General features: G+C 48.2%; 16 protein-coding genes and 2 rRNA genes (1 of these 18 only partly in view). 16 read left to right on the forward strand and 2 right to left on the reverse strand.

From position 1 onward, the window contains the following. The 4 genes from NYE70_RS18210 to NYE70_RS18225 form a co-directional block, all read left to right on the forward strand. Positions 1 to 212: ribosomal RNA gene (locus tag NYE70_RS18210) — 23S ribosomal RNA — on the forward strand (it extends 2,719 nt beyond the left edge of the window). Between the two features lie 137 nt (positions 213 to 349). Beyond that, positions 350 to 466, forward strand: a 5S ribosomal RNA gene (gene rrf / locus NYE70_RS18215). Between the two features lie 1,021 nt (positions 467 to 1,487). Further along, the gene (locus tag NYE70_RS18220) at positions 1,488 to 2,630 is read left to right on the forward strand and encodes a PdaC/SigV domain-containing protein (RefSeq protein WP_341047309.1); all 1,143 of its coding nucleotides are present in this window, start codon (positions 1,488 to 1,490) and stop codon (positions 2,628 to 2,630) included. A 224-nt stretch (positions 2,631 to 2,854) separates the two neighbouring features. Further along, positions 2,855 to 3,280: a hypothetical protein gene (locus tag NYE70_RS18225; RefSeq protein ID WP_211025383.1), complete on the forward strand. Its 426-nt coding sequence runs from the start codon at positions 2,855 to 2,857 to the stop codon at positions 3,278 to 3,280. 160 nt (positions 3,281 to 3,440) lie between these two features. Here NYE70_RS18225 and NYE70_RS18230 read toward each other — a convergent pair whose 3' ends face one another. Next, complete coding sequence (locus NYE70_RS18230) at positions 3,441 to 3,965, reverse strand: hypothetical protein (RefSeq protein WP_341047311.1); 525 nt, start codon at positions 3,963 to 3,965, stop codon at positions 3,441 to 3,443. A gap of 224 nt (positions 3,966 to 4,189) precedes the next feature. On the opposite strand from NYE70_RS18230, the gene NYE70_RS18235 reads away from it, so the two are divergent. The 10 genes from NYE70_RS18235 (at position 4,190) to rsmI (ending at position 11,739) form a co-directional block, all read left to right on the forward strand. Continuing rightward, positions 4,190 to 4,375, forward strand: a complete 186-nt coding sequence (locus NYE70_RS18235) for a sigma factor G inhibitor Gin (protein WP_211025386.1) — start codon at positions 4,190 to 4,192, stop codon at positions 4,373 to 4,375. Between the two features lie 76 nt (positions 4,376 to 4,451). Then, positions 4,452 to 6,065 carry an aminotransferase class I/II-fold pyridoxal phosphate-dependent enzyme gene (locus NYE70_RS18240; protein WP_341047313.1) on the forward strand — a complete coding sequence of 538 codons (1,614 nt, stop codon included), beginning with the start codon at positions 4,452 to 4,454 and terminating at the stop codon, positions 6,063 to 6,065. Positions 6,066 to 6,067: 2 nt separating this feature from the next. Further along, positions 6,068 to 6,712 carry a dTMP kinase gene (tmk, locus tag NYE70_RS18245; RefSeq protein WP_341047632.1) on the forward strand — a complete coding sequence of 215 codons (645 nt, stop codon included), beginning with the start codon at positions 6,068 to 6,070 and terminating at the stop codon, positions 6,710 to 6,712. Between the two features lie 73 nt (positions 6,713 to 6,785). After that, positions 6,786 to 7,115 carry a cyclic-di-AMP receptor gene (locus tag NYE70_RS18250; protein ID WP_211025392.1) on the forward strand — a complete coding sequence of 110 codons (330 nt, stop codon included), beginning with the start codon at positions 6,786 to 6,788 and terminating at the stop codon, positions 7,113 to 7,115. Between the two features lie 51 nt (positions 7,116 to 7,166). Next, a complete protein-coding gene (locus NYE70_RS18255) occupies positions 7,167 to 7,610 on the forward strand; it encodes a YaaR family protein (RefSeq protein ID WP_211025499.1) in 444 nt (147 codons plus the stop codon). Positions 7,611 to 7,685: 75 nt separating this feature from the next. Beyond that, positions 7,686 to 8,660 (forward strand): DNA polymerase III subunit delta', encoded by a 975-nt coding sequence (holB, locus tag NYE70_RS18260; protein ID WP_211025394.1) that lies wholly within the window; start codon positions 7,686 to 7,688, stop codon positions 8,658 to 8,660. A 115-nt stretch (positions 8,661 to 8,775) separates the two neighbouring features. Then, on the forward strand, positions 8,776 to 9,576 hold the full coding sequence (locus tag NYE70_RS18265) for a PSP1 domain-containing protein (RefSeq protein WP_211025396.1): 801 nt from the start codon (positions 8,776 to 8,778) through the stop codon (positions 9,574 to 9,576). 46 nt (positions 9,577 to 9,622) lie between these two features. After that, entirely contained in the window at positions 9,623 to 9,994 is a 372-nt protein-coding gene (locus NYE70_RS18270; RefSeq protein ID WP_211025398.1) for an initiation-control protein YabA, read from the forward strand. Between the two features lie 102 nt (positions 9,995 to 10,096). Next, positions 10,097 to 10,855 carry a tRNA1(Val) (adenine(37)-N6)-methyltransferase gene (locus NYE70_RS18275; protein WP_211025401.1) on the forward strand — a complete coding sequence of 253 codons (759 nt, stop codon included), beginning with the start codon at positions 10,097 to 10,099 and terminating at the stop codon, positions 10,853 to 10,855. Next, complete coding sequence (gene rsmI / locus NYE70_RS18280; protein ID WP_290408320.1) at positions 10,852 to 11,739, forward strand: 16S rRNA (cytidine(1402)-2'-O)-methyltransferase; 888 nt, start codon at positions 10,852 to 10,854, stop codon at positions 11,737 to 11,739. Before NYE70_RS18275 ends, rsmI begins: the two co-directional genes overlap by 4 nt. Before the next feature lie 199 nt (positions 11,740 to 11,938). On the opposite strand, the gene NYE70_RS18285 is transcribed toward rsmI, so the two are convergent. Next, positions 11,939 to 12,193, reverse strand: a complete 255-nt coding sequence (locus tag NYE70_RS18285; protein ID WP_028560748.1) for an AbrB/MazE/SpoVT family DNA-binding domain-containing protein — start codon at positions 12,191 to 12,193, stop codon at positions 11,939 to 11,941. A gap of 324 nt (positions 12,194 to 12,517) precedes the next feature. On the opposite strand from NYE70_RS18285, the gene NYE70_RS18290 reads away from it, so the two are divergent. Both NYE70_RS18290 and NYE70_RS18295 read left to right on the forward strand, forming a co-directional pair. Then, positions 12,518 to 13,807, forward strand: a complete 1,290-nt coding sequence (locus NYE70_RS18290) for an HD domain-containing protein (RefSeq protein ID WP_211025405.1) — start codon at positions 12,518 to 12,520, stop codon at positions 13,805 to 13,807. A 24-nt stretch (positions 13,808 to 13,831) separates the two neighbouring features. Further along, positions 13,832 to 14,602, forward strand: coding sequence for a TatD family hydrolase (locus tag NYE70_RS18295; RefSeq protein ID WP_211025407.1), 771 nt, complete (start codon positions 13,832 to 13,834; stop codon positions 14,600 to 14,602). The last annotated feature ends 154 nt before the right edge of the window (positions 14,603 to 14,756 follow it).

Genomic DNA, 14,756 nt, shown 5'->3' on the forward strand with positions numbered 1-14,756 from the left:
CCGCTGGTGCACCAGTTGTTCCGCCAGGAGCATAGCTGGGTAGCTACGTGCGGACGGGATAAGCGCTGAAAGCATCTAAGCGTGAAGCCCCCCTCAAGATGAGATTTCCCAACTAGTAAGACCCCTTGAAGACCACGAGGTTGATAGGCCTGAGGTGGAAGTGCAGCAATGTATGGAGCTGACAGGTACTAATCGGTCGAGGGCTTATCCAAAAGATACCCCAAAAAGTGAAGCGAGGCTTCGAAGGTAATTCCGATTACTTTTCGGGGACCCCGGTGAACCAATTAGGGGCTAAAACGCAAACTCAAGTTTCGTATCCAGTTTTCAAGCGATTAAGACGCTTGAACCGTTTGGTGGCGATGGCGGAGGGGTTCCACACGTACCCATCCCGAACACGACCGTTAAGCCCTCCAGCGCCGATGGTACTTGGACCGAAGGGTCCTGGGAGAGTAGGACGCCGCCAAGCAACGAAGAAGAGCACTGCCGATAACCTCGGCGGTGCTTTTTTGCTATTTAAGACTATCTGAACAACAACTTAGCTGTAAAACCTGCAGTTATTTTCGCTAGATGAGCTTGTTTAAGACAAATAGCTGTAAAATCTACAGTTAATTCTGCAGTTTCCACTCGAAATGGGCCAAATCCGCCGAAATAGCTGTAGTTTTTGCAGTTAATTTAGACCGGGGAGCTGAGGGAGTAAAATTAGATGTAGTAATTACAGTTAATTAAGCAGGGGGAAGGTGCCAAGCTCAACTCAAGGGCTCTGATTGCATGGGTTACTCAAAAACTCTGATTGCATGGGTTATTCATATACTCTGATTACATGGGCAGCGCAAATACTCTTATTGTAGGGACTATTTGGGCTGTAGGATCTTAGGAGAGTAGGAAGCCACCGAGCAAACAAACAGGGTACCGTTGAGGTAGGGCTTTTATATATGGCTTGGTTTGTAACTAGTCTGCATTAGGAATGCATTTAGAGGCGCTGTAACAGGTCGTTAGGAGGATTATAGGTAGCTTAGAGTGAAGGAGCACCCATAAGCGCCAGTCAGTTAGTCGGGCCTATAACACGCCCATAGGGACAGGGCTAGTAGATCTAAATAGGGCAACAAGCCAAGACAAGCAAGACAAGCAAGGCAAACCAGACCACACAAACCACACAAACCACACAAACCACACAAACCACACAAACCACACAAACCACACAAACCACACAACACGAGATAGTTTAGGCCGTGGCCGATCAATGGAACTAGTTGTTTTGTAACTACACGTATATAGGCACTAGGGTCCTTCTTAGAATAATTGGTTAAAAAAGGTTAAGGAAACGTCAGACTTAAAAGGTAAATTAAGAAGAAATCGTAAGGGTGAATGTAAACTATTACTGCCGACAATTGACTATAATAGGATTTGTTATGAAATAACTTCATGGGCGTGGATGCACATTGATGGATGAATGGTTCTCAGTTTGGACATGATCAGGAGGGAAAAATATGCATCATAAGAGACATTTAGGTGCTGCATTTTTAGCTATAGGACTGTTGTGTGGAGGAACATGGGCGCCAGGTTTGGGATATGCGGCAAGTGCAAGCTCGAGTGTAAATGCAGCTGCAAGTGCATCACCAAGTCTAACTGCTATTGTAAATAAGCCAGCAGCGGCTAAAAACTCGGTTACGCTTCAATACGAGGGGAAGACTTCCTCGCTGCGCGGGATGCTAGTTGAGGGGAGGTCCTGGATTCCTGTAGCTTTTTTAAGAGATGATCTCAAGTTGCCAATCAATTATAATCCGGTCAGCAAAACATACACGGTCGGAGAAGGATACCGCCAATTGAATATAATTCAGTACGAGGGCGGCATTACTTCTTACGTAAACAGCTATTATATTGGCGAACCGGCAGCCAAAAACATCAACGGCAGAATCTACATTCCTTTTCAATGGGTGAAAAATTATTTAGGCTATCAGGGGAAATGGGATGCGAGTGCGAAGCTTCTGAAGATAGAGAAGGCTCAGGAGAACAAGGTGACTATTGTTACTTCAGGCTATGATAAGGATTCTGAACAAGCATCGATTCATCTCAAATATCCGCAATTAAAGGGAAATGAAAATAAGGAAGCGGAGACTGCAATTAATAACCGAATTAAAGAAGACGTCAATGTATTCCGTGAGAATATGGAGAAGCAGTTGAAAGAGAGGGAGAGTCAGGAGGTCGAAAGCAACCCGTACGCGTTTGAATCCTCCTATATTGTAACGTATAACCAAAATGGAGTACTTAGCCTTTTGACCGAGCAATACGAAAATTTGGGCGGGGCACACGGCATGGTCATGAGAAAGGGTTATACTTTTTCGTTGAAGGACGGGAAGTTACTGAGCTTGGATGATTTATTCGGTGCAAATAAGAATTACTCCAAGCAGTTGAATAGCAAATTAAGCGCAAAGCTGGACTATTTTCCTGGGTATTTTGGCGGATTTAAAGGACTGAGCGATCAACCGGATTTTTATTTGGAGCCGGATAATCTAAAGGTATTTTTCCAATTGTATGAGTATACGCCTTATGCCGCAGGGTTCCCGGAGTTTTCAATCGCATTTAACGAGCTTATTCCGAAGGGGAGCAGTCCGTTCGATCGGTTCAAATAAAGGCAAGTTAATGTAATGGAATAGAACAGTAGGATGGATGAATAAAAAGTTAAGAACCTATCAAAAGGAATGTAACCTTTTTGTTACCGACAGGAGATAGACTACCGTTATAATGAAGTGTGGCATACTTTTTAGGTGATTTGACCTATCCGCGTTCTATATCGGGAATGGACATCGATGAGTGATATACGGTCAGAATATAGGTTGGGTAAGGAGGAATAATCATGCGGCTAAGGGGAATTCGACATTCCTTGTGCTTCATGGGGGTGGTCTTGATGATGATGTTCGTCATTGCAGGCTGTGCTGCTTCCGAGCCTTCCTGGACGACGTTTGTCGGATCGGCGGTAGAGAAGAGCTTCCCTATTCCTAAAGAAGCTAAACGGACGGAAACAGCAATGAATAACTCCAAGATGGATTATGTGCATTATTCGTTGCCCGGTTTAAAGGAAAGCGATGGAGTTCCTGATGCCTTCCAAAAGGCGATCACGGAATGGGGTTGGACGGAGAATCCGGAGGAGAGTACAGGAACGACCCTGGTTTACAAAAAAGATAAGCTGGTCGTGCAGTTGACTATACATGATAACTCTTTTACCGTACTGGTTCCCAAAATGGAAGAGAAGGCAATCATCCAGGGCTTAGAGAGCCCGTAGTTTCACGATTAGCTTCAGCAAGACAAGCACAAGCGAATGAAATCCTCTGAAATGAGGATCAAGTAGCCTGTTCCCTGCATTTGAGCGGGAGACAGGCTTTTTTTAGTAGTATGGCATATGAAGAAGTGAACTGGTATCGGTGCTAATATGTAGAAATCTCTTAAGGCATGTAATAGGAGGTATCCTGCTCATTAAACTTGATCATTCCGGTCTTAGGCTGCTTTCTTAATCCGGCTAGAATATAGAACCTTGGGGTAAGGAACCAAAAATGCCACAATATCAAAGAGATAGTGAAGGACACGGGCGACCAGGGGATGAGAACCGCTATGATGCAGCATCCGATCCAAGCCGCATGCAGATGAACCCGGCGGAATATGGAATAACTAACGAATTGATCCGGTAAGTATCCGATCCAAGGCAGCCGTCTCGTAAAGCTCCAACGCTTGCGATAGGAGTGGCTGGCAATAATGAGCACGGAACGGGAAATGACAAAGTGGATCCAAAGCACGATCGGAATGGCCAGCAGGAAAAAGAAAATGCTAGTCCAAGAGATAAACACCATCTCCGCGGCAAGCCAGATAAAAGGAAGCGTTAGAAAGCTGCGGATAAGAGGCTTGGGAAGAATGATTTTTTTGAGCAGTTTATAATGATAAAACGTTGCATTATTCGCGGGCTCGGCAGGCATGTGGGAACGAACTCCTCCTTGGCTTAACTTAGGCGTGGCTCCATGCAGCGGCGCACACCTTGAATTATATATCGGTTAAAATAAAGAATTTTTAAGATGCCGCCGTACAAACACGGAAGGTAAGGAAAGCGCATATATATAAAGTAGGAAAACCACTATGAAAAGGTTTAAAATAATAGAATATGCGCCATACTGGTAGTAAAACAAACAAGGTGGGATCGTAAATGGATGAACTTGCCGAAAATACATGCATAATCTGTGGAGAGCCGAAGTCAGAAGGTATTCATATTGTATCCGAATTTATATGTGACGCTTGTGAGGCGGAAATGGTGCACACGGATGTCCAGGAAGCAAAATATCATTTTTTTATTCATCGTATGAGACAAATTTGGGTAGAGAAAAATGCATAAAAGCATATTGTGAGGGACCTGTTCTAAGAAATGGCGGGTCCTTTTATATTGCCCTCTTTGACAGGAAAGCGTTACAATGAAGCGAAAGACCCGTAATAGAACAAGCCCGGAAGGATCAGGATATAGATTGAGTATTGGTGAGGACAAGAAGGATGATGAAATAAACGTCAAAGCTCCGTTGTACGAGGCTTTGCTGCGATATAAGGAGCGGCGGGACGCCTCTTTTCATGTGCCGGGGCATAAGAACGGCATGTCCTATGGGGAAGGGGACCTGGGGAAGGAATTGAGCCAGGTCATGGAGATTGACGTGACGGAGATTACCGGCACGGACGATTTGCACCATCCGGAGGGCGTCATCCGCGAGGCGCAGCTGCTAGCGGCGGAAACATTTGGCGCGGAGGAGTCGTTTTTTCTGGTTGGCGGAAGTACGGCCGGCAACTTGGCATTGATCCTGAGCGTGTGCACCGCTCCAGGCGATGTTCTGCTGGTGCAGCGGAATGTGCATAAATCCGTCATTCACGGATTAATGCTGGCGAACGCGCACGCGGTGTTCCTGGCGCCGCAGCACGATGCCGGCAGCGGCCTGGCGACCATCCCGTCCGAGGCGACGGTGCGTGAAGCCCTGCGCCGATACCCCGGCGCCAAAGGGCTGCTAGTGACGCACCCGAATTACTACGGGATGGGGTCATCGCTGCGGCCGCTGGCCGCGCTCTGTCGCGCGAGCGGCGTGCCGCTGCTCGTGGACGAGGCGCACGGCGCCCACTATGGGCTGCACCCGGCGCTGCCGGAGAGCGCCCTGCAGGCCGGCGCCGACGGCGTCGTGCAGTCCACGCACAAGATGCTGACCGCGCTCACCATGGGCGCGATGCTGCACGTGCAGGGCGGCCTGCTTGACCGGGGCCTGCTCCGGCAACGGTTGGCGATGGTGCAGAGCTCCAGCCCGTCCTACCCGATCATGGCTTCGCTCGATTTGAGCCGAAGCCAGATACAGTCCGGAGGACAGGCCTATTTTGAAGGCGGCCTGGCGGCTGCTGAGAAGCTGCGGCTCGGCGTGCAGGCTCATCCTAACTTCGGGATCCTCGAACCGGGCGCACGCGGAGAAGGTGCTGCATATGCTATACAAGATCCCTTTAAAGCCATCCTGTATGACCGGACCGGACGCTGGAGCGGTTATGAGCTTCAGGAGAAGCTGGAAGAGGAAGGCTGCGTCCCTGAGATGAGCGATGACCGTTATACAGTTCTCGCGCTTAGTCTGGCAACTACCGAAGAAGATATTACCCGGCTGCTGCAAGCGCTGGAGCGGATAGAAGCAACCCGAGCCCGAGATACCACTTCTGAGCAGAGGAAACCTCAAAATCCGCCATCATTTGAGTTTTCCACGTGGAACAATGCAGCCGTTTCGACACCCGTGGCATTCGGACTTCGTCCTCTTTCACCGAATGATAGGGAAACTTTACCTTTGGAGCAATGCGCTGGACGATTGGCGGGAGAGATGGTTATTCCTTATCCCCCGGGAATACCGCTGCTATATCCCGGCGAAGAGATCGGAGAGCAAACCTTGAAGCAATTAATTGCACTTCGACAAGCCAAAGCCAAATGCCAGGGAGCTGCGGATTCAACATTGTCGACCCTACAAGTGATAAAAGAGATTGCACCAAAAGCAAAGGAAAGAAAGCAGGGAACGAATTGAACGTGAAGAGAAAAGGGTTGTTTATTACCTTAGAAGGTGGCGAAGGATCAGGAAAAACATCGGTCATTCACGAACTGGGGAAAGAATTAGAAGTATGCGGAATTCCATACATTACTACCCGGGAGCCGGGAGGGATCAAGATTTCGGAGAAAATCCGCGAGACTATTTTGAATCCGGCCCATACGGAAATGGACGGGCGTACCGAGGCGCTGTTATATGCGGCGGCAAGGGCGCAGCATTTGGCGGAAAAGGTGGAGCCCGCCTTGGCCAATGGAATTACCGTGTTATGCGACCGCTTTATCGACAGCAGTTTAGCTTACCAGGGATATGCCAGAGGATTGGGCATTAATGAAGTGCTCTCGATCAATCTGTTTGCCACAGCCGGACGCTTCCCTGACCTGACCTACTATTTGGATATCGAACCGGAAGTCGGGCTTTCGCGAATTGCCGCCGGAGAAGGGCGGGAAATCAACCGCCTTGATTTGGAGGATCTTTCTTTTCACTATAAAGTAAAGGAAGGATATGAAGTCGTTAAATCCATGTACCCGGAGCGAATCCGGTCGGTGGATGCCTCGGGGACGCGAGAAGAGGTAGCAGCCTTAATAAGAGACCGATTGGCCGCGGATTTAAAGGATTTCGGGGTGTGAACGTCAAATTATATAAAAGTGGTTAAAATTTTTATAGGTAGATCAAATATAACGAAACGAGGAGGGGCTGCAAATGAAACTAATCGTGGCGATCGTACAGGATAAAGACAGCAACCGTTTGTCCAGCGCACTGGTAAAGGAAAACTTCCGGGCGACGAAATTGGCCAGTACCGGAGGGTTTCTGCGGGCAGGGAACACAACGTTTATGATCGGGGTTGACGACAACCAGGTTGAATCCGTGATGAATGTGATCCGTAACAGTTGTAAGGTTCGCGAACAGCTGGTGACCCCGGTGACGCCGATGAGCGGAACTACCGATTCGTATTTGCCGCTTCCGGTAGAGGTTCAAGTTGGTGGAGCTACCGTATTCGTTCTGCCGGTTGAACGCTTCGAACATTTCTAAGACGTGTTGTATGCAATATACTAAGATTATGAAAGAGCGGCGGTGATAGCTGTGAAAATAGATCCGGGTTACAGACCGCTGAAAAGCGGTTTGGGGGTAAACGAAAATGCGGCCAAGCCGATTCAGGCAAAAAGCTTTTCCGATGTCATGCAGCAGCATGGCGAACAGGCCTCCAAAGAAGAATTGAATCGGAGATTTAAGGAGATTCAGCTTCAGGGGGACCGGCTGGCCCGTTCGATGACTGTCCGGGAACTGAAGGCGTACCGCCTGTTGGTCAAAAGATTTCTGGAGGATACCGTCCGTCAGGGAGTCAGCATCAAGGAATCCCGGGGCTGGGACCGCCGGGGGCGCGGCAAACGTTATAAATTGCTGGATGAGGTCGATGCCGCCCTGCTTGCGATGGCTGATGAACTGTTGGAAACGGAGCAGGGGAAGATCGATCTTCTGCAAAAAATCGGCGAAATCCGGGGTATGCTGATCAATATATGTTTCTAAAGCCGAAATGCTTTTGAAAGAGCGGCATTCTTCCGGATATGCAGATATGTCTTGGAAGAAAGGTAGAAAAGAATTATGTCTTTTAAAGAAATTATAGGTCAGGAGGCGGCGAAGCAGTTACTGCAGAGCGGCCTCCGCCAGAATCGCATATCTCATGCCTATATATTTAGCGGTCCGCCGGGAAGCGGCCAGAAAGAAATGGCGATGGCTTTTGTCCAAGCCCTCTTTTGTACAAAGGGGGGAGACGATGCCTGCGGCGAATGCCTGGAATGCCGGAAAGTGCTGCACGGCAACCATCCCGATCTGCATCAAATTGCGCCCGACGGGGCTACGATCAAAATTGATCAGATTCGCGACCTGCAGCGAATTTTTTCTTACCGTTCGGAGAGCGGGAATCCGAAAGCATACATTATTGACCATGCGGACAAAATGACCGTGCAAGCGGCGAACAGTTTGCTGAAGTTTTTAGAGGAACCGCCATCCCCGGCGGTGGCGCTTCTGCTTTCGGATAATGGACGGGCCCTGCTGCCTACTATTCAATCCAGGGCACAGCTGGTGCCGTTTTTGCCCCTGGACCCGGAACGGATGCTGCAGATGTTATCGGGCGAAGGGTTCCCGGTGGCCTTATCCCGGCCTGCCGTACATGTGGCTGCCGGACTTGAGGCCTGCCGCGAATTATTGCGTCAGAATTGGTTTGCAGAAATTAGAAACGTAGTGTTACAATTAGGGAAGGAAACCGCTGGCCGTGGCGGGTCTCCTTTAGTTACAGCGCAGCAAAGCGTAATCAAAGCTGGGCTGGGCGAGCACTTGGACATGCTGTTTGACCTTTTCCATTTGTGGTTCAAAGACATGATCCATGCGCTATATCATAGACATGATCAAATCGTTTTCATAGATGCACTGGATTTTATCGTTAAACATGCTTTCTCCCGCAGTGCGGCACAGTGGATTGACGCGATGGCGCTTGCGGCGGAGAGCAAGAAGAAGCTTCGTCAGAACATGAATGGCCAACTCTGTCTCGAACAGTTCCTGATCGGTATCGGCGGATAAACGCAGATGCTTCAGGCCGGTGCCCCGGCTCCGGACAGATAAACTTTCTCCCGTGCAAGAACATGGGTTTTTTTAAGAGTTACAGGTTTTTATAGGTATACAAGGGGGTAAGTTTTTGTACACTGTAGTAGGCGTCCGTTTTAAAAAGGCGGGCAAAATATATTACTTCGATCCGTTGGAGCTTCCTGTCGAGAAGGACAACAGCGTTATTGTCGAAACGGCGCGCGGGATCGAATACGGTAAAGTGGTCGTTGGCAAGAAGCAGGTCGGGGAGAACGATGTAGTACTCCCGCTGAAAAAGGTGATCCGTATCGCCGACGAGTCCGACGCCCGTGTTGTGGAAGAGAACAAGTTTGCGGCAAAAAACGCATTTGCCACATGTTTAAATAAAATTAAAGACCATGATTTAAAAATGAAGTTGGTCGACGTGGAGTTTACGTTTGACCGCAACAAAATTATTTTTTACTTTACGGCGGAAGGCCGGGTCGATTTCCGCGAACTGGTTAAGGATTTGGCGAGTATTTTCCGGACACGGATTGAACTTCGGCAAATCGGCGTCAGAGATGAGGCCAAGATGCTCGGAGGAATCGGTCCTTGCGGACGGGTGCTCTGCTGCTCTTCGTGGCTCGGGGACTTTGAGCCGGTGTCCATCAAGATGGCGAAGGATCAGAGCTTATCGCTTAATCCGACCAAAATTTCCGGACTTTGCGGCCGCTTAATGTGCTGCTTGAAATTTGAGCATGATAATTACGAAAGCGTGAAGGAAGAACTTCCATCGGTAGGCAAGATGGTCGTCACCTCATTGGGAGACGGGAAAGTCGTTGGTCTTAACGCCGGGTCGCGTACCGTTCATGTTCAATTGTTTGAGATTGGCAAAGTCAAGGAGCTTCCGCTTGACGATGTCGTTGTAAAATAGAATTTCAAGAAAGACTTTAGAGAATGAATGACTCTGGGGTGGGAACTTGGAGAACAAAGATGTTTTCAATCACATGCAAGCGCTGGAAACACAAATGGGAAAGGTTCACGGCCAATTTAGCACGCTAATGCTGGAGGTCAAGAGGCTGCTCGAGGAAAATCAGCAGCTTCGCCTGGAGAACGAGAAGATGCGCAAAATATTGAAGGGGGAAGGCGGAGAAGGCACAATGCCTGCGTTATCCCCAGTTCAGCCCGCTCCTTTGCTGTTGGAGGGGAACGAAGCCATCGATATCGTCGGTGAAGGATATGACAATCTGGCGCGTCTGTATCATGAAGGTTTCCACATTTGCAATGTATATTATGGACATTTGCGAACGGAAGGCGATTGCCTGTTCTGCTTATCTTTTTTGAATAAATAACGAACCGTAGGGATGTTTCCTACGGTTTTTTTTAGAAATTTGCAAATTGGCTAAGTTAGTTCGAGTAACTTATATAACTTTTAAAAGAACGGAAGATTAAAGTTGAAGAATCAAGTCGCAATTCATGAACAAGAGCGGGTCGATGATTTGCTGACCCATGAGCTGGGCATTATCCAGAGCGAGGAAGTATTCAGCTTCTCGATGGATGCTGTTTTGTTGGCCCGTTTCGCTCGGGTTCCTATTCACGGAAAGATCCTGGATCTGTGTACCGGCAACGGAGTGATTCCGCTCCTGTTATCTACCCGCACGAAGGCAAAGATCGAAGGAATCGAAATTCAGCCCCGGCTTGCGGATATGGCGCGGCGCAGTGTGGAAATGAACGGGCTCGGGGATCAAATCACAATTCGTGAAGGCGATTTACGGGAGCTGGTCAAAGAGACAGGACATGGCGTTTATGACGCGATTACGGTAAATCCTCCCTATATGCCGCTCACCGGCGGGGATGTAAAGATCAATGCCCATCAGGCGATAGCCCGGCATGAGGTCCATTGTACTTTGGAGGAGGTTATCTCCGCTTCGATGCGGCTAGTGCGCCCGGGAGGCAAAGTAACGATGGTGCATAAACCGCAGCGGCTGGGAGAAATCCTGACCGTATTCCGCCAATACCGGCTGGAGCCGAAGTTGATTCGTTTTGTCCATCCACGGCAAGAAGCAGAAGCTAATATGGTGCTGATTGAAGCGCTCCGTGACGGCAAGCCGGATATGCGGGTACTGCCGCCGCTAATTGTTTATGACGAGCAAGGCGAATATTGTCCGGAGATTATGAATATCTACTATGGATCAAAAGAGGGAAGAGCATGAGCATAAGCATTCAAAAAAGTTTCGATGAACGTTCAAGCGAAGGGTTCGGGAAATTGTACCTGGTCGCCACTCCGATCGGAAATTTGGAGGATATGACATACCGGGCAGTACGTACGCTGCAGGAGGCGGATATTATTGCGGCGGAGGACACACGTCAGACCCGTAAGCTTCTGACTCACTTCGAAATTTCACCGGGCAAATTGCTCAGTTATCACGAGCATAACAAGGCGGCGAGCGGGCCGGAATTGATACGCTTTATAATAGAAGGAAAAAATTTGGCCCTGGTCAGTGATGCCGGTTTGCCGGCCATCTCCGACCCCGGCAGTGACCTCGTGAAACTGGCGGTGGAGAAGGGGATTTCGGTCATTCCAATACCGGGAGCTAACGCCGCTTTGTCAGCTCTGATCGTGTCCGGGCTGCCAACCGAGCGATTTCAATTTATCGGATTTTTGCCGCGGGATCATAAGGATAGGGATAACCTGCTTAATTCGCTGCAGGATGAGGAAAGCACGATGCTGTTCTATGAATCACCTCACCGGGTCATTAAAACGCTGGAGTCCATGTTCAAGGCATGGGGAGACCGCAAAGTCGTGTTGGCACGAGAATTAACTAAGCGTTATGAAGAAATGGCCAGGGGCCTTCTGAGCGAGTCCATATCGTGGCTGGAGGAACATCCGCCGCTTGGAGAGTATTGTATCGTTGTTGCAGGGGCACACCCGGAAGAGGTTAAGGAACGAAAAGATGCCTGGTGGCAGCCTTTATCGGTAGAAGAGCATGTTCGTCATTATGAGGAGCAAGAGGGGCTTTCACGGAAGGAGGCCATGAAGAAAGCCGCAGGAGATCGGGGCGTTTCCAAACGGGATATTTACAAAGAGCTTTTGTAACTCTATTAGATGAACTTGAAATGGATGTTAGGATAAGTACGAAAATATTCGTATTATAATAGAAGGAAATAGAATTTTTTGGTGGGAAAATAAAAAAAAGGGGCCTTCACAGGCTGGGTTCAAGCCTGGAAGGCGCCAAGGAGATATGAAAAAGGTTAGAATTAACAGTTTTCAATAAAACTATTATATACTATAAATCTTAATTTGTCACAGGGGTAGGAAGCTCTGTGAGACATTCATGGCAAACAATTTTGCCTTTGAAGTAAGTAACGTTCTCTGCGTTGCCGCAGAAGATGCAGGCAGGCTCATATTTTTTCAACATGATGCGTTCACCATCGACATAAATTTCGAGGGCATCCTTTTCGCCAATACCGAGCGTACGGCGTAATTCAATAGGAATAACTACCCGTCCCAATTCGTCTACTTTTCTTACAATACCTGTTGATTTCATCATAACCGATGATAGCCCCTCTCGCTATAGTTTAAAAGTGTCATTATTCGACAAACTTCTATCTTTTATGATATTTATAATACCAACCATTGCCAAAACAGTCAACCTATTTATGGTAGAGTTCATTTTTATTTCTAATTTTAATTATTAAACGGGGCATAAAAATCGCGATTTCCCGGAATAAACGAGGTTTTTTGGCTTTCGACATTTTGGAAGTTCCTATTAAGACATCATTCGACAATATTCGACATAAACCTACGATATCAGTCACAAACTCTCTTTATTTTTCAAAATCTTTTTTTGAGATAAGGGAAAGGGGACCTTGGTATGAATAATCAGCTTCGGGAAGAAAAGGTATTTAAGGATCCGGTTCATAATTACGTGCATGTACAGGATGAAATCATTTGGGCGCTCATCAATACGTCCGAATTTCAGAGGCTGCGGCGGATTCGGCAGCTCGGCACCTCGTATTTGACTTTTCATGGGGCAGAACACAGCCGGTTTTCTCATTCATTAGGCGTTTATGAAATTACGCGGCGGATTATTTCTCAATTCGAACGTGCGGACTATGCCGATTGGCCGAAGGAAGAAAGACTCGTCACCCTTTGTGCGGCATTACTTCACGATTTGGGGCACGGCCCGTTCTCCCATTCGATTGAGCAGGCGTTTCAAATGCATCATGAAGACTGGACCTGTAAAATCGTGCTCGGCGATACGGAAGTCGGGGAGGTACTGCGGCGGCTGGGAGAGGATTTTCCGGATAAAGTGGCGGCCGTCATCCGCAAGGATTATGAGCACCCGATCGTGGTAAATTTGGTATCCAGCCCGCTTGATGCAGACCGTATGGATTATCTGCTGCGGGATGCCTATTTTACAGGAGTCAATTACGGAACGATCGATATGGACCGGATCCTCAGAATGCTCAGGCCGTTTCAGGGGCGGATCGTGGTCAAGGAGTCGGGCATGCATGCGGTTGAGGATTACCTGATGTCCAGGTATCAAATGTACTGGCAAGTTTATTTTCACCCGGTTACCCGGAGTTCGGAAATTATTCTGCGGCAGATTTTCCGCAGGGCTAAGGAACTTCACGAGAGTGGGCATCAATTTGCGTTCTTGCCGGATCCATTACCGGGATTGTTCAAACGGGATCTGACCGTGCAGGAGTACCTCCTGCTTGACGAAGCTTTGGTGCAGACTGCCTTTATGCAGTGGAAGAGAGAATCCGATGGACTGCTGAGCGAGCTGTGTTCTCGATTTTTAGATAGAAAGTTGTATAAATATGTAGAAGTGGAATCGTTAGATCTGGAAATGATCGACGACATCCGCGTCGCATTCAAGGACGTCGGACTCAATCCGGATTACGATCTGGAAATTGATTTTCCGACTGATCTGCCTTATGATGTGTTTCGTCCGGACGGGGAATTTAGGGACAAGCACATCCTTCTATTGGACCGGCAGGAGCAGATCCGGGAAATCTCCGAGGTATCGGACATTGTGCGTTCCATCAGCGGACTGCACCGGGGGAAATATCATTTGTACTATCCCGATAATAAAATTGCGCCGGTTATCGAACGGCTTCCGGAGCATATTCACGAAATATTTAAGCAAACCACATAAGAATACACCTAAGGAGGTAACAGCATGGAGTTATTTGATACGCACACGCATATGGATGCGCCGCAATTCGACGGCGACCGTGAGGAAGCGATTCATCGCGCATTGGAACAAGGGGTAACGCGGATGATCAATATCGGTTTTAACCGCGAGACCATTCCGACTACGATGAAGCTGGCGGAGTCGTATGAATTCATTTATGCGGCGGTCGGCTGGCACCCGCAGGATGCGATTACGATGAAGGAAGAGGATTTGGACTGGATTGCAGAACTCTGCAAACATGAGAAGGTTGTAGCGATCGGCGAAATCGGACTCGATTATTACTGGGATACTTCGCCAAAAGACGTGCAGCATGAGGTTTTTCGGAAGCAAATTCGCCTCGCCCGCGAGTTGAAAATGCCGATTTGTATCCATAACCGGGAAGCCCATGAAGATGTCGTCCGCATTCTGCGGGAAGAGAAGGCGAACGAGATCGGCGGCGTCATGCATTCCTATTCGGGAAGCTGGGAAATTGCCAAAATGTGTCTGGATTTGGGATTCCATTTGTCGTTTGGCGGACCGATCACGTTTAAAAATGCAAAGCAGCCCAAAGAGGTGTTGGCGAAGACTCCAATGGACCGATTATTGATCGAAACGGATTCCCCTTATTTAACACCACACCCTTTTCGTGGGAAAAGAAATGAGTCCGGACACGTCCGTTTGGTCGCCGAGGCTGCTGCCGAGTTAAAAGGGGTATCTCTCGAAGAAATCGCTGAAATTACCACCCGAAATGCGCTGGAACGATTTGGAATTCGATGAAATCGGGAGCAAAAGCGGTGAAAAAAGAAGCAATCGCGAAAGATTAATGCTCTTTAACTAATTAGCGAGAGATTATTACATTTTTTTAACCATTTATTAAAATAAACGTTGTTGATTCGTCCTTTACAACATGCATCGAAACAGGATAGAATCT

Source organism: Paenibacillus sp. FSL R5-0407 (assembly GCF_038009185.1).
Taxonomy (GTDB): Bacteria; Bacillota; Bacilli; order Paenibacillales; family Paenibacillaceae; genus Fontibacillus; species Fontibacillus vini.